The 16,788-nt window shown below is 55.8% G+C and carries 28 protein-coding genes; 16 read left to right on the top strand and 12 right to left on the bottom strand.

Features of this window, described 5'->3' with window-relative positions:
* Positions 1 to 5: 5 nt before the first annotated feature.
* The 9 genes from K7431_RS00315 to K7431_RS00275 all read right to left on the bottom strand — a co-directional run bounded on the left by K7431_RS00315 (position 6) and on the right by K7431_RS00275 (position 5,585).
* Positions 6 to 191, bottom strand: coding sequence for a Com family DNA-binding transcriptional regulator (locus tag K7431_RS00315; RefSeq protein WP_012724040.1), 186 nt, complete (start codon positions 189 to 191; stop codon positions 6 to 8).
* 121 nt (positions 192 to 312) lie between these two features.
* Complete coding sequence (locus tag K7431_RS00310; protein WP_012724039.1) at positions 313 to 1,167, bottom strand: hypothetical protein; 855 nt, start codon at positions 1,165 to 1,167, stop codon at positions 313 to 315.
* Complete coding sequence (locus tag K7431_RS00305) at positions 1,164 to 1,709, bottom strand: hypothetical protein (RefSeq protein ID WP_012724038.1); 546 nt, start codon at positions 1,707 to 1,709, stop codon at positions 1,164 to 1,166. The genes K7431_RS00310 and K7431_RS00305 overlap by 4 nt, the downstream gene beginning before the upstream one ends.
* Positions 1,706 to 2,284 (bottom strand): recombination protein NinG, encoded by a 579-nt coding sequence (locus tag K7431_RS00300; RefSeq protein WP_012724037.1) that lies wholly within the window; start codon positions 2,282 to 2,284, stop codon positions 1,706 to 1,708. The genes K7431_RS00305 and K7431_RS00300 overlap by 4 nt, the downstream gene beginning before the upstream one ends.
* Complete coding sequence (locus K7431_RS00295; RefSeq protein WP_012724036.1) at positions 2,281 to 2,751, bottom strand: hypothetical protein; 471 nt, start codon at positions 2,749 to 2,751, stop codon at positions 2,281 to 2,283. The genes K7431_RS00300 and K7431_RS00295 overlap by 4 nt, the downstream gene beginning before the upstream one ends.
* Positions 2,748 to 3,545, bottom strand: a complete 798-nt coding sequence (locus tag K7431_RS00290; protein ID WP_043205309.1) for a hypothetical protein — start codon at positions 3,543 to 3,545, stop codon at positions 2,748 to 2,750. Before K7431_RS00290 ends, K7431_RS00295 begins: the two co-directional genes overlap by 4 nt.
* On the bottom strand, positions 3,532 to 4,509 hold the full coding sequence (locus tag K7431_RS00285; RefSeq protein WP_043205307.1) for a phage replication protein: 978 nt from the start codon (positions 4,507 to 4,509) through the stop codon (positions 3,532 to 3,534). The genes K7431_RS00290 and K7431_RS00285 overlap by 14 nt, the downstream gene beginning before the upstream one ends.
* 176 nt (positions 4,510 to 4,685) lie before the next feature.
* On the bottom strand, positions 4,686 to 5,303 hold the full coding sequence (locus tag K7431_RS00280) for a hypothetical protein (protein WP_012724033.1): 618 nt from the start codon (positions 5,301 to 5,303) through the stop codon (positions 4,686 to 4,688).
* A 54-nt stretch (positions 5,304 to 5,357) separates the two neighbouring features.
* Positions 5,358 to 5,585 (bottom strand): helix-turn-helix domain-containing protein, encoded by a 228-nt coding sequence (locus K7431_RS00275; RefSeq protein ID WP_012724032.1) that lies wholly within the window; start codon positions 5,583 to 5,585, stop codon positions 5,358 to 5,360.
* A 43-nt stretch (positions 5,586 to 5,628) separates the two neighbouring features.
* Here K7431_RS00275 and K7431_RS00270 point away from each other — a divergent pair, with 43 nt between their 5' ends.
* The 6 genes from K7431_RS00270 (at position 5,629) to K7431_RS00245 (ending at position 8,923) form a co-directional block, all read left to right on the top strand.
* Positions 5,629 to 6,336: a LexA family protein gene (locus K7431_RS00270; protein WP_012724031.1), complete on the top strand. Its 708-nt coding sequence runs from the start codon at positions 5,629 to 5,631 to the stop codon at positions 6,334 to 6,336.
* 18 nt (positions 6,337 to 6,354) lie between these two features.
* Positions 6,355 to 6,582: a hypothetical protein gene (locus K7431_RS00265; RefSeq protein ID WP_012724030.1), complete on the top strand. Its 228-nt coding sequence runs from the start codon at positions 6,355 to 6,357 to the stop codon at positions 6,580 to 6,582.
* Positions 6,583 to 6,656: 74 nt separating this feature from the next.
* The gene (locus tag K7431_RS00260; RefSeq protein WP_043205303.1) at positions 6,657 to 6,965 is read left to right on the top strand and encodes a hypothetical protein; all 309 of its coding nucleotides are present in this window, start codon (positions 6,657 to 6,659) and stop codon (positions 6,963 to 6,965) included.
* Positions 6,966 to 6,987: 22 nt separating this feature from the next.
* Positions 6,988 to 7,206, top strand: coding sequence for a hypothetical protein (locus tag K7431_RS00255; protein WP_080567233.1), 219 nt, complete (start codon positions 6,988 to 6,990; stop codon positions 7,204 to 7,206).
* A 108-nt stretch (positions 7,207 to 7,314) separates the two neighbouring features.
* A complete protein-coding gene (locus tag K7431_RS00250) occupies positions 7,315 to 8,460 on the top strand; it encodes a helix-turn-helix domain-containing protein (protein WP_012724027.1) in 1,146 nt (381 codons plus the stop codon).
* The gene (locus K7431_RS00245) at positions 8,447 to 8,923 is read left to right on the top strand and encodes a DUF4411 family protein (RefSeq protein WP_043205302.1); all 477 of its coding nucleotides are present in this window, start codon (positions 8,447 to 8,449) and stop codon (positions 8,921 to 8,923) included. The genes K7431_RS00250 and K7431_RS00245 overlap by 14 nt, the downstream gene beginning before the upstream one ends.
* Positions 8,924 to 8,958: 35 nt before the next feature.
* Here K7431_RS00245 and K7431_RS00240 read toward each other — a convergent pair whose 3' ends face one another.
* A complete protein-coding gene (locus K7431_RS00240) occupies positions 8,959 to 9,558 on the bottom strand; it encodes a hypothetical protein (protein ID WP_012724025.1) in 600 nt (199 codons plus the stop codon).
* Between the two features lie 267 nt (positions 9,559 to 9,825).
* Between K7431_RS00240 and K7431_RS00235 the strand changes: the two genes are divergently transcribed.
* Both K7431_RS00235 and K7431_RS00230 read left to right on the top strand, forming a co-directional pair.
* Positions 9,826 to 10,044 carry a hypothetical protein gene (locus K7431_RS00235; RefSeq protein WP_012724024.1) on the top strand — a complete coding sequence of 73 codons (219 nt, stop codon included), beginning with the start codon at positions 9,826 to 9,828 and terminating at the stop codon, positions 10,042 to 10,044.
* A 164-nt stretch (positions 10,045 to 10,208) separates the two neighbouring features.
* A complete protein-coding gene (locus tag K7431_RS00230) occupies positions 10,209 to 10,460 on the top strand; it encodes a DUF1654 domain-containing protein (RefSeq protein WP_012724023.1) in 252 nt (83 codons plus the stop codon).
* A gap of 455 nt (positions 10,461 to 10,915) precedes the next feature.
* Here K7431_RS00230 and K7431_RS00225 read toward each other — a convergent pair whose 3' ends face one another.
* On the bottom strand, positions 10,916 to 11,548 hold the full coding sequence (locus K7431_RS00225) for a hypothetical protein (RefSeq protein ID WP_148270914.1): 633 nt from the start codon (positions 11,546 to 11,548) through the stop codon (positions 10,916 to 10,918).
* Positions 11,549 to 11,769: 221 nt separating this feature from the next.
* Here K7431_RS00225 and K7431_RS00220 point away from each other — a divergent pair, with 221 nt between their 5' ends.
* The 8 genes from K7431_RS00220 to K7431_RS00185 all read left to right on the top strand — a co-directional run bounded on the left by K7431_RS00220 (position 11,770) and on the right by K7431_RS00185 (position 16,306).
* Positions 11,770 to 12,207, top strand: a complete 438-nt coding sequence (locus K7431_RS00220) for a hypothetical protein (RefSeq protein WP_043205301.1) — start codon at positions 11,770 to 11,772, stop codon at positions 12,205 to 12,207.
* Entirely contained in the window at positions 12,204 to 12,395 is a 192-nt protein-coding gene (locus K7431_RS00215) for a hypothetical protein (RefSeq protein WP_012724021.1), read from the top strand. The genes K7431_RS00220 and K7431_RS00215 overlap by 4 nt, the downstream gene beginning before the upstream one ends.
* The gene (locus tag K7431_RS00210) at positions 12,392 to 12,586 is read left to right on the top strand and encodes a hypothetical protein (RefSeq protein ID WP_012724020.1); all 195 of its coding nucleotides are present in this window, start codon (positions 12,392 to 12,394) and stop codon (positions 12,584 to 12,586) included. The genes K7431_RS00215 and K7431_RS00210 overlap by 4 nt, the downstream gene beginning before the upstream one ends.
* 168 nt (positions 12,587 to 12,754) lie before the next feature.
* A complete protein-coding gene (bet, locus tag K7431_RS00205; protein ID WP_041160923.1) occupies positions 12,755 to 13,561 on the top strand; it encodes a phage recombination protein Bet in 807 nt (268 codons plus the stop codon).
* Entirely contained in the window at positions 13,558 to 15,186 is a 1,629-nt protein-coding gene (locus K7431_RS00200; RefSeq protein ID WP_012724018.1) for a YqaJ viral recombinase family protein, read from the top strand. Before bet ends, K7431_RS00200 begins: the two co-directional genes overlap by 4 nt.
* Positions 15,183 to 15,425 (top strand): hypothetical protein, encoded by a 243-nt coding sequence (locus tag K7431_RS00195; protein WP_012724017.1) that lies wholly within the window; start codon positions 15,183 to 15,185, stop codon positions 15,423 to 15,425. Before K7431_RS00200 ends, K7431_RS00195 begins: the two co-directional genes overlap by 4 nt.
* A complete protein-coding gene (locus K7431_RS00190) occupies positions 15,422 to 15,892 on the top strand; it encodes a hypothetical protein (protein ID WP_012724016.1) in 471 nt (156 codons plus the stop codon). Before K7431_RS00195 ends, K7431_RS00190 begins: the two co-directional genes overlap by 4 nt.
* Before the next feature lie 69 nt (positions 15,893 to 15,961).
* Positions 15,962 to 16,306, top strand: a complete 345-nt coding sequence (locus K7431_RS00185) for a hypothetical protein (RefSeq protein ID WP_012724015.1) — start codon at positions 15,962 to 15,964, stop codon at positions 16,304 to 16,306.
* Here K7431_RS00185 and K7431_RS00180 read toward each other — a convergent pair.
* Positions 16,290 to 16,610, bottom strand: coding sequence for a hypothetical protein (locus K7431_RS00180; protein ID WP_012724014.1), 321 nt, complete (start codon positions 16,608 to 16,610; stop codon positions 16,290 to 16,292). The genes K7431_RS00185 and K7431_RS00180 overlap by 17 nt on opposite strands.
* Between the last annotated feature and the right edge of the window lie 178 nt (positions 16,611 to 16,788).

The raw sequence follows: 16,788 nt of genomic DNA, 5'->3' as shown, positions 1-16,788 counted from the left end.
GTCACCTATTGAGTCGAATGATTTTTCGCGGAAGATTCCGCTTTCATGTCGCTCAAAGGCGATTGCTCGAGGATCTTGTCCTTCGCATGATTCAACGTCCCGCACCGGGAACACTTGATCTGGAGCTCTGTAAACCCACCCGTGCGGGCGAGAAGTCTTTTGCAGTTACCGCATCTGAATTCTTTCAACATCTGCAAATTCCTTTTGCTGAATCGCCCTTTCCGTGGGCAATAAAAAACCCGCTTTTGGCGGGCTATGTTATTGCTTTTTATCAAATCGCTAGGCCGCTATTGAATCCCTCGACTCATGGAATTATCTGCCGAGAGCAGGCTTCCAAAGAGGAGCAACCTTGAGTGGTCCAATCTTTTGATAACTCATTTCCGTCAACGTTTTAACGTCGCGAATTGAGAAAGTATGACCAATATCCCCATTCTGCAATTTTGACGTTAGTACCTTATCTCCATAGAACCCTAGGACAACCTCATCCTTGGTGCACCAGTAGTAAGTCTCAAGCTCAGCATTTTTTGCACCGTAAGCGGACACCATCCAACCCAAAACGAAGACGATGATCATCAGCGCAGGACACCATTGAGCGATTCGCCAAAACTTCTGGTCTTTTGTTTCTAATGGTTTCGAGTCTTCTTCTGACTCATTACCCATCTCCGGCGGCGCAGGAGGACCTTTTATCAATAAAAAAAGTATCGCAATGGCAGCAACGCAAACCCAAAATATCTTCCAGGCTGAGCCGTTAACTAAAGTAATAAGCAAAAGAGCGAAAAGCCCAACGATATGCAAAACCGCATATGCTCGATGAATGCCTTTCAACCATAAGAACCTGACGGAAAGAGCCGCCACTGCAACCATCGGAATCACCGATGGGTAAGCTTTGAGTATCACATCGGAAAAGCCAAAAGACCCTAACTGCAGGAAGTCAACTGGTGCGTTGAAATACCCCAGTCTCCCGATTTCATAGAGCGCCAGTACCCCATAGGAAAATGGGCCCAACACTGCAACCAGTGAGACTAAAGTGGTGAATACTGATAACTCGAATTTTTTCGCGCTCACAGAAAAGCCCAACTTTGGCGGCTGGGCTTTTAGCTCACCCCTCAACACGCGCAGGAATGACAGGATGGGTTGATAATGGCTCAGTGGAGCAATCTTGGTCAAGCAACTTTTGTCTCGATGAGTCCTTCTGCATCCAGCAATGTTTGTGCACACACCAAAGCCTCATCCACTTCACGCTCCAGCGCCTTACGAATATCACGCCTCCAGCGCTCCTGAGTCTTGATCGGGTGCGGCTCGTTCGACCAGTTGTCCATCTCGTACCAACCGGCCGGCAGGACGTTCGTGGAGCGCTTGCCGTCCACTCCTGGCAGCCGAGGAAGCGCCCATGTCACCACGGCGCAGTGCAGGAAACGCTCCGGCGCCGGCGAGCGCATCAACCGAGTCAATTCGGAAATTGCTGCATGCTTGCGCTCGGTATGCGTTGAGAATTTCGCCACCAGTGCGCGCCAATGCTCAGCAGACAGCGATTTATGTAGGCGTCCGAACACCCAGCAGTCCTGAAGAAACGCTGCCTCCTTACCGACGATCTCCCCCTTCTGCTTGGCGCACTGCACCTTCGGCTCGAAGTCACAGCCGCCTGCCGAAGTAATGGTCTCGGCCGCGAGGGCTCGAACTACTGCTGAAACGACGTTGCGATAGGTCATGCGGCTTCCCCTTTTTTCAGCTCTCTGGTCATTGCCCGGTATTTCGCCTTGATGGCCTGCAACTGCTCGATGGTGTAGCGCTGAGGCTCATGAGGCCCTTCCAGCCAATCCACTTTGTCGGCGCCGATGCGTTTCACCAGCTCCAACCGGTAATTCACGATGTCGCCCGACTTGTGGTTGTTGCACGGTGCACACTGGCGCCACACATTCAGCGGTTCGAAGCGAAGCTCAGGGTTGCCGCCGACGGTGCGGTAGTGCCCGGCGTGCCATTGGCCGTTGTGGTGCCGTCCACAGCTCACACATGGAAGGCCGATGTCCCGCTCACGGACCCAGGCGTTGAACGCTGTCTGTGCCTCTTTCATGTGCTGGGCACGCGACTTGATCTTCACTTTCGCCGCGCGCAGTTCCTTGCGGCCGATCTCGGCCAGCGACTTGCGCGCCTTCGCCTGGTTCACGTCCTTGATGGCCAGACCGCACTTCGGGCTACATACTGCCTGGCCGAGCCGCTGCGGCGGGAAGCTGATGCCGCATGCCGGATTATTGCACTTCTTAGGTTTGGGTTGCTTGGCGATCATGCAGCCTCCTTGCTGAGTAGATCAGTGAAAACTACACCTTGGCCTGTGAAGTAGGTGGCGATGCGTTCGGTGTAATTGATGCCCTGGGCGCGATTGAACAGGCTTGTCACCGGGAAGCCGTCCGGCCCGAACAGGTGGCATTCCCCCATCATGGCCAGCTTCGTTTCGTAGGGCAGATGGCGCATGACCCGGTACCACTCGGCTTGGAACCCTGCGTCCTCGTTCAACAGGATCTGCACGCCGAAATGCAGCTTGCAGTAGCGCCGGGCGTCAGCCGCGTCGCCGATCTGGGTCATTTCGGCGATGCGCTTGTACATCCCGAACCACAGGCGGTTTTGGTCGAGCGTGCGGTCCTTGCCCGGGCGCAGGGAGACCACCACAAACTTCTTGTCCCGGTACATGGTGGTCAAGCATGTGATCGCCTCGGTGAGCTTGGCCTGACAGTTGACGCTGATCTTGTCGGTCATTGCGCCGCCCTCTTCTCTTCCAGTTCTTGCGCCTGCTTGATCAGCAGGGCCCGGCGATCAGCCAACTCATTGGCCGCTGCAATCCGGATCTCATCCTTTCGCTCTTCGCTGGCTATCCGCATTTCCAGCATCGAGCTCTTCACGACCTCCAGTTTTTGGCGAAGAACGGGCTCTGCCCGGGTGACGGAACCGGTGAGCAGACCTGCAATGGCACGACCATCCTCGGTGATCGGCTCAACGCTAAGGTCTGCCAGGTACTTCTGGGCGTGTTCGTGGGGAATGCGCTTCAGCTCCATTGCCTTGGTCACAGCCTGGATGCGGCGGTTGGCGTCGAAGCCCACTGACACATGCCAGTTGACTGGTTTCGCATCCTCGCGGGCCTGGCCCACGAACCGCTGGTAGGCGTCGATGAAGGCCATGCGCGCGCCGATTTTGTCGCCGCCATCCAAGATGGGTTTCGCAGCGGCCAGGGCCAGCTGGATTTCGTCGGTCAGGACAACGGTTTCGTACTCGTCGTTGGTGGTCATGGCAATTGCCCATGCCTCGTCCTTCCCAGGGCGGCCGTCGGAGGTCTGGACACGCTGCAGGATGTCAGCCATTGCCAGCTTGCCCTTCACTTCGAAGCGGCACGCCTTCAGCGCCGCCTTGACGACGGGCACCGGGTAGGTACAAAGGTCTTCAGCCATCATCGCGGCTGTGCCAGGGTTCATTTCCTGGCCCATGGCCTCGGCCGTTGCGCAGATGGCAGCGGCCAGCCCGGCAACCTGCTGGTCGTTCATTTCAGAGGTATTCATTGCGGTCACCTGATTGGCGTTTGTCCAGGACCATCTGGGCGGCCTGCTCGGCTGCGGAGTGGTTCGCCTCGGTCCGTTCCATCTGGCGGGCGGTTGTGCCGTTGATGCGCTGCCCGGTGACCCACTGGGTGTGGTAGCTCTCGGCATTGGCCAGCAGTTCGTTGAGGCTGTGGCACTTGCGCAGGACAGCGGCATCGCTGGTTTTCAGGAAGTGGGCGGCGACATGGTGGGCGACGTCGGCGCCCAGGCGGTCAACCAGTTGGCCGAGCTGACCACCGACTTTGGCGTTCCACACCGGCCAGGCGCCGTAGCGCTTGCGGTAAGCCATGGCGTAGTTCGCCCAGACCTTGAAGGTTTTGCAGGTTTGGTCTTTGGGGCCCGGCATGTCAGCGGGGATCTCGACCCGCGGGGCATCGGTGCGATCAACAACCAGCACCAAGCCGCGGGACTGAGCCGGCTTGCCGGTGGCGTCCTGCAAGTCCTGACTGGTTTCCTGATTGGTACCCTGATGATTGGTATCCTGATTTGTCGGAGATTTATCCGACCCTTGGCCGGATTTTTTTCCGACCTTGCTCGGAGATTTATCCGAGGTAGATCGGATTTTTTTCCGACCCTTATTGTTTGGCGGGGTCGGATATTTTTCCGACCCGTCGAGCTTCTGGTTCCACTCGATCGCTTTCTCTGTGAGGCGGAAAAGCGTGATGTTCGAAGTACTGGAAAGCTCAATCAAACCGGCCTCCTCCAGGGCCTTCAGCATGCGGTAAGCGGTGTCCGGCTTATCAGTGAGCAGCGGCAGCTCCTCGATGATCTTTGCCTTGCTCAGCGCGAAGAAGATCCCGTCATCGGTCTTGATTGGCTTGGTCCAGCTCGGGCAGCCGTAGACGAACGCGAACAGCAGGGCCTGCTGAGAGTTCAGCCCCCACTCCAGCGCCTTCACCTGGTTAATCGTGACGGTGTATTGCATGTCAGGCCGCCAAGGGGACGGAATGTGAGCTAATACGCGCCACGCTTTCAGATTGCGGAAAACGTGGCGCGAGATTGGTAGAGCTATTGATATGTGGCGGGGTTTGCATATAATCGGTCTCACAAAGTGTTATCGAATTAGCCGACCTCGTACGTCGGCTTTTTTGTGCCTGAAATTCAGGCGATAGATTTCAAATTTGGCCTGGCGTCTTTCATCAACTGCTCAGCCTTGCGCCCCAACTCCCCCGCCTTCGCTTCAACCTGACGGCACTGCTTGGCGAACGCCGGCAAGTGCGGCAGGTCTTGCTCGCACATCACCTGGTCGTCAAACACTTCGCTGCCGGTGTCGATCACATCACCCAGGGCACGGATCAGTGCGCCGAAGCTTTTGTTGGCGCATAGGTCGCTGGTCATCTGGCGGGCGCCAGTCAAACCGTGGCGACTTGCCAGTTCGTTTACGCAGTGGTCACGGAATTCAGGTTCAAGAGCGTTGACCCACGACTCTTCCAGCCACGACGGCATTTCCTGATCGCCGTTCAGCCAGCGTTGAACACGCTTGAGCCAGCGGCCGGTCGCCCTCACGAAGTCGGCAACGTCGTTCTGTAACGTCAGCGCTGCGAAGTCCGGCACCTCTTTGGCGATAGCCTTCTCCGGGCACGACAGATGAAGCTCGCGGCTCAGCGCCTGGGCGAAGTCGTCCTGGCTCAGGCTGGTGCGTGCAATCTGGTTTGCAGCGTGGGCGACCAGCACCTGATCACGGGTTTGTACGGTGTGTCTGGAACTGGACGTTTGCATGGGGACTGCTCTCTTCTAATCTGGCTTCAATGGAACGGCGGACAGGGATGTCACTTAGGCGGCCCGAACATCCGCAGAAGATTGCTGCGGAAAAACGCGATCCAAAGTGCATTTCGCACCTAATTCATTCAGCGCCTGGACGATCTTCCGGGCGTCATCAAGCTTCAATGGGCGTGCGCCCGACTCGTAGTTAGCGAGCCGCGACTGCTTCCAGTTGAGCTTTCGGTGTAAGGCTGCCTGGGTGATTCCGGCCTCCTCACGAAACTCTGCTATGAGGTTCATTGCGTTGCTCCTGCGGTCAATAAACCAAGGATAAACACATAACGTGTTATTGGCAAACACAATAAGTGGGCGGAATTTATTTCACTCCGTGATTAAAATTCGATCCATGAAGACACTCGGATCGCGCATCGCGCACTACAGAGAAAAAGCAGGGCTTTCTCAGGCTGCCTTGGCAAAGGCGTGCGGGTGGAAATCCCAATCGCGCATAGGAAACTATGAGAAAGATGCTCGGGAGCCAAACCTTGACGATATCTCCAAGATTGCCCATGAACTGAAAATCGATCCTGCAGCGCTGCTTTTGCCTGGCGAAAGCCCCTCGAATATTTCAATCGCCGCACAGCCCACCAAATCATTCCGCTACCCGGTAGTGAGCTGGGTTGCCGCCGGCGCCTGGGCGGAAGCAGTGGAACCCTACCCTGCTGGAATCTCGGACACCTACGAGTTTTCGGAGTACGACTCCAAAGGCCCTGCGTTCTGGCTGACAGTCAAAGGTGACTCGATGACGGCGCCCGCCGGCCAAAGCATCACCGAGGGCACTCTGATCCTGGTGGACACTGAAGCGGAGGTTGCACCAGGTAAGCTGGTCGTGGCCAAGCTGCCGGACAGCAATGAGGCGACATTCAAGAAGCTGGTAAGCGACGGCGGCCGGCTGTTCCTTAAGCCGCTGAACCCCAGCTACCCGATCGAGGCAGTTGATGAGAATTGCCGGATCGTGGGCGTGGTTGTACAGGCGTTGCAGAAGTTTTACTGATGCTTTTCAGGAGGCCCTATGTCCCTCACGAAGCCAAACCATCAACTGCGCCGCGACCTCAAGGCGATCGCATTCAACCTTGAGCAGTCCTGTGTTGACCTTGGCAAGCTTGCGGAAAAGCTCAGTGATGCCGACGCCATAGCCTTGATGGGATTGGTGGGTACGCTTTATGAGGAAGCAGACAGGCTCACTGGGTATGCGGATGAGGTGAAGGCCGGGCGGATCAACAGAAGCAAGCCCGAATAGACGCGTCTGACGCGGGAACATAGACCGAACTACCGCGAGCTGATCAGCACTCGCGTACACAAAGGAATGTGGTGATGAGCGCTTTACGGATCGCGACGCTCGCAGTCGCATGTCTTATCTTCTCGGGCTGCTTCAGCACGCCAAAAGAAAAAACCGAGTACGAAAAACAGCTCGACGCAGTACCAATGCCCGTTACGGAAGCTGAACGTATAGAGCAATGTCGCAATTTTAAGCGACTCGCAGATATGCAGCAGGTTGATGACGCTTTGCAATACGTACAGCGCTCCAAGCTCGGCGCCTCGGACTATGATTATCCTGAAGCACTAGCGCTGTTACATCGCCTTCGAGCCATGAAGTGCCCTGGGTATGGCTGGTTTTCCTGATGCTGCAGCCCAGGGTGAGCCAATGACTGAATGGCGAGAGCAGAGCTTCTGGAGCAAGTATTGGGTATGGGCTTGGTTGGCGTTCCTCATGGTGCTTCCTTTCATTTCCGACGCGGGTCCTAGTTGTTGGGGCTCATCAGGTCGCAAGCGAGTCTTCAGCCCTGGCTTCGTTGTGCTCTGCACCATCGTGGCGGTGGTTGAGCTGGTAGCGCTGAATCACTTATATGGTGTGCCCAGGTGATGTGAGTCAGATGGAAATGGCGGCGGTCGACTAAATTAGACGGTTGATAGCAGGAACCGTACACTCCCTTCAAGATTTACAGGAGCTTGACCCGAGGGTTATGGGCAAATGGAGCGAATAGATTTCAATCATGCACGGATCGGTTGGTGCTGCCGGGAAAGCGGCATATCGTTGCGAACACTTGCTTCGGAGACTGGAGTGGCTGAGGCCACATTGTCGAAGGCTGCAGAGGGGGAGCGAGGGCTATCTTTCGCCCAGCTGAAGAGAATCGCAGACTACTTTGGCCGTGGTGTTCTCTTTTTCATGGAGGAAGGTGAAGCTAATCCAGTGACAATCCATACCGCCGCATTTCGTAGTATAGCAAATCAAAAGCCCACTATTAACAATAAGCTCCGCAATCTAATTGAACGCGCTGAGCGGCAGAGAGATATTTATCTAGATCTGGTAAGCGATATCGAAAATGAAGATATCGCTCGATTTGCACCTCCGAAAATTTCAGAAAATGTCAAAGAAGCGGCTCATGCAACAAGAGAGTGGCTATGCTTAAAGAAGCACTCTACGTTTGAGCAGTACCGCACTGCTGTAGAAGCGAAGGGAATACTCGTATTTAGAAGTAACGGGTATCACGGGCAGTGGCAAATAGCTAAAGAAAACCCTGTTCTTGGGTTCTCTTTATACAGCGAAGAATGCCCTCTTATTTTTGTTAAAAAACAGTATGTTGAGACTCTTCAGACCTTCACTCTAATGCACGAGCTTGGGCACATTTTGCTGCACAATGAAAGCTCTATTGATGATGATGGTGATTTTCATAATGCGAGCGGTCATGAGAAAGAAGCCAACGAATTCGCAGGGTTAGTTTTAGTACCAGACAGTTTTTTGCGCCTTATAGAGTTAGGCAGCAAGCCAGATGACGCAGAGGATTTTGACGATTGGCTTGAGCCACAGAGAAAAGCGTGGGGTGTGAGCGGCGAGGTTATAATTCGACGTCTTCGCGACGAAGGTCTCATACGAAACGATGAATACGAAGCTTACAGAAGCTATCGCGCGCGCCTGAAAATGCCAGAGCTTGACCAAAGCGGTAATAGAGCATTTAGACATCGAGAGCCAAAGCACATTTTTGGCGATGGATTTGTGCGGGTGGTACTCGACTCTCTTAATGCAAGAAATATCAGTCTCGCGAAAGCCAGCACCTACTTAGACGGAATTAAAATCAGGGATATAGATAGCCTTAAGGAATTCTATGTGGGCATTTGATGCTTCATCAATGATATATGCTTGGGACAATTACCCTAAAGAGCAGTTTCCAAAGCTTTGGAATTGGGTCAGCAATCAAATATTCCTTGGCACAATTTCGATGCCATTGGTTGCTTTCGACGAGACAACGGCTAAAACACCCGAGTGCGGTAAATGGCTGAAGGATGAGGATATAAGCATTCTCCACCCTGACACAGCCATATTGCGATGTGCAGCCAGACTTAAAGCATTATTAGAAATCGATGGGAATCGATACGGAGCTGGTGTAGGAGAAAATGATTTAATCATTATCGCAACAGCTGAGATAAAGGGCCTGCCGCTTGTATCAAATGAATCCCCCCAGCTCACCCTTCCGAAATCACTGTCCAAGTACAAGATACCTGCTGTATGTGGATATAAAAAACCTCCTACGATCGTGATCGACTTTGTAAGCTTCATTAAGCAATCTAAAGCCACTTTCTAATAAGCCCGGCCCAGCGCCGGGCTTCTTGTATCTGATTAGCCGACAGGAATGTAGCTTCCAACAGAAAAACTGCCCATGATCCTGTAAATATTCCAGCATGCCCATCCATAGAGTCCATAGGAAATAGCCACCAGAGTCAGCGACGTATAACGCAATGCATTGCCTGCACGATCTTCCCAGCAGTTGTGCGGCTTCCCCATCCCGTCGTGGTAGAGCCCTTGAGAGAGATAAGTGGCGCCGCTGGCGATAACGGCAAAGACCACGCCGCAAGCCAACACAAACACTGTCAAACCCAACAATTCAAGGCCGGCAGTGTTGAGAGCCTTCCACGCTGAGCTGGAGAACGCCAATAATGCCGCCGCAGCGCCTCCCCCGACAAGAATGCTCGATTTCAACGCTGCCTGACCTGAATCTATAACCGTCCTGAACATCGCCTGTCGATCTTGGAAAGCGTGCTCGTTGGCTTGCCTCTGGAATTCGGTATTTGCCTCGGTCAGCGGAGATAGCTTATCAACGCGCGCGCGCAAAGCAGCCATGTACATCTCCAGGCTTTCGATGGATACCTCTTTAAGGCCTCTGCTTTTTGCGTCTTCCACTTGCTCGGCGAGCGCGTCAATTACCTCGTTAGGTTCCATCTCTCACACTCTAGATAAAAAGCCATTCTACCCTTCGCCGTCCCGCCAATGGTGGCTGTACGCCATGAAAAGCAAAAGTGCGGGCTCAATTACGGGAGGGATCAAATGAAGGGCTTTCTGCATTTGCGACATCCTTTTCACCTGGCATTTACATGGCCTGGGCCAAGCTCCCCCTACTCCTTTGAAGAATTCCCTTTAGGCCCGCACATAAGCGGGCCATTTTTTTGCCTGCGCTATGCTTTTCATGCCCCCTATGCAGGCGGAGCAATGCCCTCACCCGAATACTCCCTCATCGATATCTTGGGACGCATATATGAGAACCAGGTCGTCCTGGAAGCTGCGCTGATGGAGTTGACGCTGCTCGTCGAAAGCCAAGGCCATGCCGAGGTCGGCGATAACTTGCGCGGCGAACTCTTGACCTTTGGAAAGATCGCCGCGCACATCAAGCAGGGCTTGGCCAGGTTAAAGGCCCGGAAGCCGGATTAACGGTTCGAGTCTACGCGCCCGCCTCTAAGCGGGCTTTTTTGTGACCGTAGGAAAAATCCATTGGCCAAGATATGCATTTATGCATGAATTTACATCTGAGGCTATTGCCAATGTACGTCAACACAAATACTGTTCATACATACAGCAATCGCAAGGAGCGAAGCATGGATCAGACGCCCTACTCCACACCGAAACCGAGAAATTCCTACGAGCTTGTTGGTCACCGCCTGCAACGCATAATTGCCTCCCCCCGAGTGCAGAGGATTCAGTTAGTTGAGGTCTCCAGACGCGACGATGAAAGTCCTGAAGCTTGGCGTCAGGTCATCCAAGACATCGGCGACACCGCCGGCATAAGGATCGAGCATTTGGATGATGGCGCCGTAAGGATCGGCTGGCGCGAGTACTGCGATTCCTAAATGAGCACGCCGGCAGGCGAGTTCAGCGCCCCGTCCTTCTCAATCACCCTATAAAAACCACACAGCGTGATCCAATCATGAACAATACAAACACGTTACGTGTTGACACCACAAACACACTCTGTGATTATCACCTCAAGCCAGCAATGAAAGATGCCGGCCAGCAGCAAGAGCTGCACCGCTCTTTAGCGACACCCGTTGCCGGATCACCACCGGCCTAGATTGAAAGGCAGCGATGAACCGGCCTTAACGGTTCAGAGGGTTGGCAACTGACCCGGGCGTGCAGCGTAAAGCGCCAAGAACAGTTATCCAGCGGGAGAACAAGCCGAAAGGCCCGCGGCTGGAGTGACATTTGATTCAGGCCGGCGACTGACGCCAGTAGCGAGAAGCCGGCCAACAGAAGATTTCACGTCAGCGCCTGAATCAGGCGCTTTCGGAAGCCAACTGCAGAGCAGCTACCGGCGTTTCCCTAAACCAGGGGCACCACCATTAACAATGCGGACCCAGCCGACAGGGCTTGATCGTTCCGGCGCAGAAGGGAGATAAGTTTCGTTGATGTCCTTCGAACATGCCGGACAAAGGCTTGGAGGCCTTTCCCAGTCAGCATGAATCGAGAAATTTGAATTACAGCGCCAACAAGTCTTTCGAGTCCACTTTGATTCAGCCTCCTTTGTAGAAGGTTTCGTGCGCTTCGGTGGCGGGACTTTTTTCGGCTTTTTGGCGGCACTGGCCTCTTTCGCCTGTTTTATCGCGTCCCTTGAAGCCTTGCGACTCAGTTTTTTACTGCTGCGGTCCCGGGCCATCTCCCGAAGTTCGAATATTCTGTTCAGCAGTGCGAATTCTCTTCTGAGCTGCAGCGTCACCCTATCCAACTCGTGATCAGGTCTGGCTGCATTAGCTGGCTCAGGTGCTTCGTCTTGCGAAAATTGCTTTTGAATATCTTCGCGCTTCTTGGCTCCGACACCGGCAAAGAACAGTTCTGATTCCTCGCTGAAGCCTCGTCCAGCGACATGAGCATCTGCGACGGCATCCGAGTCAGGAGCCCCCTTTAACGACCGCTGATGCTTCTTGTGGATCTTAGCGTCCATATGGAAAAGCCCGTTCCTTGGCTGCAACGCGAAATTTGCAATTGCTCGAGATTACCAGCGGCAAAGCGCTACCACCAGGCCAGGCCGTCGCCAGTAACGGGCCTGGCCCCCCTTCCCCACCTCTATTACGTCAGCACTCCTCCCCCGCGCCCATCGGCAACCAGCGGGAGGCATGAGTGTTGACGAATACAGGTGAACAACCCGCCACCTTGGAGGCGACCATGAACGCAGCATTGAAGATATGCCAGGAGCGTTACGACGCTCAGTTGCCTCCAGAGGTCAGCGAGGCGAGCGCGGAGCAGGAGTGGCTGGAGCACTCGGCGGAACAGTTGGTGTGCGGCATGGACATCAAGTGGAAGCGCCGCTACGGCCAGCCGCAGGTGGTGACGTTTGATCGGTTTTGCACGTACCTGCAAGGCATCCTGAATCAACGCCAGATCGACGGACTTGACGAGCGTGACTCGTTCGCCCGCCTGTTCCTGTCAGCGATCCTGGGTAGCCAGAGTGAAGCGCGCAGCCATGCAGCGGACTTACTGGGCAATGAGCGCCCAGTCGAAACGGTTGAAAGGTTCGCCATGGACCTGCTCCGTCCCTACGCCGCCGATGCAGTGGCAGCAGAACGGGAAGAGGCAGAAGACGATGTGGATGCCGACCTATGAGCCCGCACATCCTGATCGATGAAGCGCTCGAGGCCCTGGAGCACCCCGCCAGCGAGCCAGGCGCCCAGCGCGTCGTCCTGAACATGATTACCAACATGCTCACCGGCAACGCCATCACAAACGAAGAGTTCGCCCACTACTGTCAGCGCCTCCTGAAAGTCACCAGGCAGCGCAAGGAGGCCGCATGACCACCGCACCGGTTAAATCGCTGATCGACGAGCAGCTCGACGACATCGAGCGCCGCATTGCCATCCTGGGCTTCGGCCTTCCCTTCAACGAGCTCATCGGCCGCAAGCGTGAGGACCTGGTGCGGGATCTACCGCAGCGCCTGGCGCCAACCATGAAGGGTGGGCGGATTGCGGTGAGGGTTCGGCCTTGACCACCCACCAGCGCACCCGGCGCCTGCTGATCTGGCGCGGTGCCTTCCCTGTCCTTGCCCTCTTCACCTTTCTGATGTTGCTCAGCGCCCTCGCTGATCGAATCACTCAATAACCAACACCTTCAATCGCTGCGAGCATCGCGGCAAGGAATCCCCATGTCCGCAGTAATGAAGCAGGACGACAACACCCCTGCGATGTCGGAGGCCGCGCTCGTTGAAGTGCTGAGCAGCAGCCTCTACCCCGGCGCCGAAAAGAACTCAGTCGTGATGGTGTTGGCTTACTGCCAGGCCGCGCACCTGGACCCGATGTTGAAGCCGGTGCACATCGTCCCGATCTGGAACTCCAAGACAAAAAAGATGCAGGACACGGTGATGCCAGGCATCGGCCTGTACCGCATTCAAGCGGCGCGCACCGGCCAATACGCCGGGATCAGCGAACCAGAATATGGCCCACCAGTGACTGCGAAGTTGAGTGGTGTAGAAGTCACGTATCCCGAATGGTGCCGCGTGACGGTCAAGCGGCAGATGAGCAACGGCCTGGTGGCCGAATACACAGCCAACGAGCGCTGGATCGAAAACTACGCAACAGCCAGCAAGGACACTGCGGCGCCCAACGCCATGTGGAAGCGTCGAGCCTTTGCCCAGCTTGCAAAGTGCGCCGAGGCACAGGCCCTGCGCAAAGCATTCCCCGAAGTCGGATCTGCACCAACGGCAGACGAGATGGAAGGCAAGACATTCGAGGACGCCGCCAAAGACGTCTCACCGGCGCGGCAGGCGCCACCAAAATCGGACGCCAAGCCTGCCTATCCCGACGAACTGCTGGCTGAAAACATCGAAAAGTGGCAGCCGCTGATCGACGCCGGTCGCACCAGCCCCGAGCACATCATTTCCAACGTCATCAGTAAGTACTCATTGCGCGATGACCAGATCGAAACAATCACCAACCTCAAAGCCCTCGATGGAGACGCAGCATGAAAATTCACAACGTAGCTCAAGGCTCCGCCGAGTGGCTTGCCCTCCGCGCTCAGTACCGCACCGCTTCAGAAGCACCAGCAATGATGGGCGCCTCGAAGTACCAATCCCGCACCGACCTGCTGATCGCCAAGAAGACGGGCATCACGCCAGACGCCACACCTTCTCAGCAGTTTGTCTTCGACAAGGGACATGCAACCGAAGCCCTGGCGCGCCCACTGACCGAGGCATTGATCGGCGAAGAGCTTTATCCGATCGTTGCTACCGAGGGCAACCTACTCGCCTCCATGGACGGCGCCACGATGCTCGGAGAGACCCTGTTCGAGCACAAGCTCTGGAATGAGTCGGTCGTGGCCCAGGTGAAGGCTGGCGACCTGGCTCCGCACTACTACTGGCAGCTTGAGCAGCAACTGCTGGTCAGCGGCGCAGAGCGAGTGATCTTTGTTTGTTCGGACGGCACGCCGGAAAACTTCGTGCACATGGAGTACCGGCCCGTCGCTGGGCGAGCGGCCCAGTTGCTCGAAGGCTGGAAACAGTTCGAGGCAGACCTGGCCAACTTCGAAATGGCCGATGCGCCTTCAATCGTAGTCGGCAAGGCACCTGATGAACTGCCCGCCCTACGCATCGAGCTGACCGGCATGGTCACCGCCAGCAACCTGAAGGTGTTTGAAGACTCAGCCCTGGCTGTAATCGACTCGGTGAAAACCACACTCTCTACGGACCAGGACTTCGCCGACGCCAAGAACGCGGTCAAATGGTGCGGCGACGTTGAGGAGGCTGTCGCGGCCGCCAAGAAGCAGGCCTTGTCGCAGACCCAAAGCATCGACGAGCTGTTTTCGTCGCTGGATCGCATCAGTGCGCATGCCCGCGAGACCCGCCTAAAAGTCGACAAGCTGGTGAAGGCTCAAGAACTGCTAGTGAAGACCAACATCAAGCAAAAAGCCGAGCTCGCCCTGGCGGATCACATCGCCGCAATCAACAAGACCCTTGGCAAAGTCACGCTGCCTCATGTCGTTTCGGACTTCGCCGGCGCCATGAAGAACAAGCGCACTATCGCCAGCCTTCAGGACGCAGTTGATACCGAGCTGGCCCGAGCAAAGATCGATGCAAGCCAGGCAGCGGACAGCATTCGCTTGAACCTGACCAGCCTGGCGGAGCTCGCCGTTGATTACGCCTTCCTGTTCAACGACGTGCAGCAGCTGGTCACCAAGACCAATGATGACCTGGTGACGCTGATCAAATTCCGCATCTCCGAACACCAGAAGGCGGAGCAGGCAAAGGCGGACGCGAAGCGCATCGCCGAAGAGCAGGAAGCCCAGCGACTGGCAGCCATCAAGCCTGAGCCAGTCGTGGAGAAAGTGGCGACGGCCGAGCCTGTCCGCGCCACGCCAGTTCAGACAGCGGCACCCGTCGCCCAGGCTACAAAGCCAGTAACGAACCACGTGGTCGAGCAGGTAGCGCTGCAGGCAAGCGTGACGGACTTCGAGGCCCTGGTGAAGGCCGTGGCATATGGTCAGGCGCCAATCACCGTCCTCTTGGTCAACTGGGAAGCGCTCGACGCGATGGTCGCGGCGCAGGGATCAACCTTCAGCATGGCCGGGGTGACACTCGGCAAGGCGGCAGCATGATCAGCAACCTCAGATCTGATATCGAGTTCCGGCGCGAGAAAGCGCTGGAGCTTTCCAGTCAAGTACGGCGGCACCTGGCCGCCGGCGGCAAGCTCACCATCGGCGATAGTCCGCCGATGAATCCAGACCCGGCGAAGCGTTCGGAATTCATCGACCCGACAACCATCCTCAAGCGCCGCAAGCCGCCCATCACCCGGGCCGAGCGTGAAGCGCTGCGCAAACTCGCGGAGGCTTTATGAGCAAGCGTAAGCCGCACAACCTGCAGGCACGCATTGCCCGGTCGTGCCGCTCGCTGCTGGCCTCCAACCACGTCGCCGTCGTAAATATCGACCCCAGCGGCCGCCAGGGCATGATCAATTACAAGTCGCTGAAGAACATCGCTCCTGGGAAGATTGGCCAGGCTGTCTGCGGCATCCCTCACCGGTGGACGATCTACCTCAGCGCCCTCTGCATCGACGCCCGCGGCGACCGCTACAGCAAATCGGTGGAGGTGGCGCCCGATGGTGTCTACCTCTCCGACCACCTGGAAGATGTGATCGAGCATTGCTACAAGAAGCTGCGCGACGAGGCCAATCAAAGCCAGATGGTGGCTTCGGGCTGGATCGCAATTCCGGAAGCGATGTCGCTCGACGAGGCGCACGCAGCGCGGATCTTCGAAGCGGTCGGCGCCTGGCACCAGGTGAAGGTCGATTCATGCGCCGCATAGCCTGTATCCAGCAACGCAAACGTCAAACCTGGCTCGCACTGCCGGCCAGCGGAATAGAAGAGGTAGGCCATGGCCAAATCAGTACAGGAACGGTCGGCCAAAGCTGCGCAGAAGCGCATAGCGGTCGCCGAGAAGGAATTGCGGCACAAGGTCAGGCCGGGTATCGAGCAGGCGATGGAGCGTATCCGACTGCGAGGCCAGGTGCCGATCATCAGCGAGGTTTTGCAGATCGCCATCATGAAGATGGATTTGATGGCAAACGACGAGCTGATCGAGTTCTTGCGGTATCCGCGCCACGAAATTGTGATTAGCGAAAACGTGGCGCGTGAATTTCACAATCAAAGCTTAAGCGAAATCAGGAAAGACCCTGGTGACAAGATACTTTCTCCATCAAGTCCTACAGGCCTTTATTAAGCTTGGCTTTCATATACTCGATACCGCCGGAGCGCTGCATCTCTTCCCAACTGGTGAAGTCCGTATTCTCAGAAATGAATTTGTCCCATTCGTCGTCCGGAATTGCGGCAAAGTCTTCGGGGCTATCAATCTTAAATCCCGATGCAGCGAACAAATCTTCCAAATCAGAAAATTTGCTGTGGGAGGAGACGAATTCCGGATTAAGCGTATCTGTCAGCTTCACCTGATGCGTCCCCTCCATTTCCTTGGCGTTTTTTAAAAGTTGATCGAGGCCTTTGCGATTAATCGTGATCTTCATCGACATTTCGTTTTGCTCCTTGATCCGGCTCCATGCCGGTCACCCGTAATACCCCAACCCAAACCAAATTGCCACCACCGGACAACGGATGGCGGCGCCTGCCTGGAGATAACCCATGGACGACCCGTTCTACCTGCAAGACAGCTGCAGCCACGCCTTAGTCGGCGACGGGTTGTCATTCTGG

It is taken from the genome of Pseudomonas fluorescens group sp. (assembly GCF_020093335.1).
GTDB lineage: Bacteria > Pseudomonadota > Gammaproteobacteria > Pseudomonadales > Pseudomonadaceae > Aquipseudomonas > Aquipseudomonas petroselini.
The sequence above is the reverse complement of the archived record's forward strand: the minus strand, read 5'-3'. Positions and strand labels throughout refer to the sequence as shown.

Excerpts from the sequence above, each read along its gene's own strand:
- K7431_RS00245 (WP_043205302.1), top strand. The coding sequence starts at position 8,447 with ATGTGGGCATTTGATGCTTCATCAATGATATATGCTTGGGACAATTAC.
- K7431_RS00255 (WP_080567233.1), top strand. The coding sequence starts at position 6,988 with ATGACTGAATGGCGAGAGCAGAGCTTCTGGAGCAAGTATTGGGTATGG.
- K7431_RS00300 (WP_012724037.1), bottom strand. The coding sequence starts at position 2,284 with ATGATCGCCAAGCAACCCAAACCTAAGAAGTGCAATAATCCGGCATGC.
- K7431_RS00215 (WP_012724021.1), top strand. The coding sequence starts at position 12,204 with ATGAGCCCGCACATCCTGATCGATGAAGCGCTCGAGGCCCTGGAGCAC.
- K7431_RS00290 (WP_043205309.1), bottom strand. The coding sequence starts at position 3,545 with ATGAATACCTCTGAAATGAACGACCAGCAGGTTGCCGGGCTGGCCGCT.
- K7431_RS00210 (WP_012724020.1), top strand. The coding sequence starts at position 12,392 with ATGACCACCGCACCGGTTAAATCGCTGATCGACGAGCAGCTCGACGAC.
- K7431_RS00230 (WP_012724023.1), top strand. The coding sequence starts at position 10,209 with ATGGATCAGACGCCCTACTCCACACCGAAACCGAGAAATTCCTACGAG.
- K7431_RS00195 (WP_012724017.1), top strand. The coding sequence starts at position 15,183 with ATGATCAGCAACCTCAGATCTGATATCGAGTTCCGGCGCGAGAAAGCG.
- K7431_RS00260 (WP_043205303.1), top strand. The coding sequence starts at position 6,657 with ATGAGCGCTTTACGGATCGCGACGCTCGCAGTCGCATGTCTTATCTTC.
- K7431_RS00250 (WP_012724027.1), top strand. The coding sequence starts at position 7,315 with ATGGAGCGAATAGATTTCAATCATGCACGGATCGGTTGGTGCTGCCGG.
- K7431_RS00200 (WP_012724018.1), top strand. The coding sequence starts at position 13,558 with ATGAAAATTCACAACGTAGCTCAAGGCTCCGCCGAGTGGCTTGCCCTC.
- K7431_RS00190 (WP_012724016.1), top strand. The coding sequence starts at position 15,422 with ATGAGCAAGCGTAAGCCGCACAACCTGCAGGCACGCATTGCCCGGTCG.
- K7431_RS00235 (WP_012724024.1), top strand. The coding sequence starts at position 9,826 with ATGCCCTCACCCGAATACTCCCTCATCGATATCTTGGGACGCATATAT.
- K7431_RS00185 (WP_012724015.1), top strand. The coding sequence starts at position 15,962 with ATGGCCAAATCAGTACAGGAACGGTCGGCCAAAGCTGCGCAGAAGCGC.
- K7431_RS00305 (WP_012724038.1), bottom strand. The coding sequence starts at position 1,709 with ATGACCTATCGCAACGTCGTTTCAGCAGTAGTTCGAGCCCTCGCGGCC.
- K7431_RS00285 (WP_043205307.1), bottom strand. The coding sequence starts at position 4,509 with ATGCAATACACCGTCACGATTAACCAGGTGAAGGCGCTGGAGTGGGGG.
- K7431_RS00275 (WP_012724032.1), bottom strand. The coding sequence starts at position 5,585 with ATGAACCTCATAGCAGAGTTTCGTGAGGAGGCCGGAATCACCCAGGCA.
- K7431_RS00240 (WP_012724025.1), bottom strand. The coding sequence starts at position 9,558 with ATGGAACCTAACGAGGTAATTGACGCGCTCGCCGAGCAAGTGGAAGAC.
- K7431_RS00295 (WP_012724036.1), bottom strand. The coding sequence starts at position 2,751 with ATGACCGACAAGATCAGCGTCAACTGTCAGGCCAAGCTCACCGAGGCG.
- K7431_RS00265 (WP_012724030.1), top strand. The coding sequence starts at position 6,355 with ATGTCCCTCACGAAGCCAAACCATCAACTGCGCCGCGACCTCAAGGCG.
- K7431_RS00280 (WP_012724033.1), bottom strand. The coding sequence starts at position 5,303 with ATGCAAACGTCCAGTTCCAGACACACCGTACAAACCCGTGATCAGGTG.
- K7431_RS00315 (WP_012724040.1), bottom strand. The coding sequence starts at position 191 with ATGTTGAAAGAATTCAGATGCGGTAACTGCAAAAGACTTCTCGCCCGC.
- bet (WP_041160923.1), top strand. The coding sequence starts at position 12,755 with ATGAAGCAGGACGACAACACCCCTGCGATGTCGGAGGCCGCGCTCGTT.
- K7431_RS00220 (WP_043205301.1), top strand. The coding sequence starts at position 11,770 with ATGAACGCAGCATTGAAGATATGCCAGGAGCGTTACGACGCTCAGTTG.
- K7431_RS00225 (WP_148270914.1), bottom strand. The coding sequence starts at position 11,548 with ATGGACGCTAAGATCCACAAGAAGCATCAGCGGTCGTTAAAGGGGGCT.
- K7431_RS00180 (WP_012724014.1), bottom strand. The coding sequence starts at position 16,610 with ATGTCGATGAAGATCACGATTAATCGCAAAGGCCTCGATCAACTTTTA.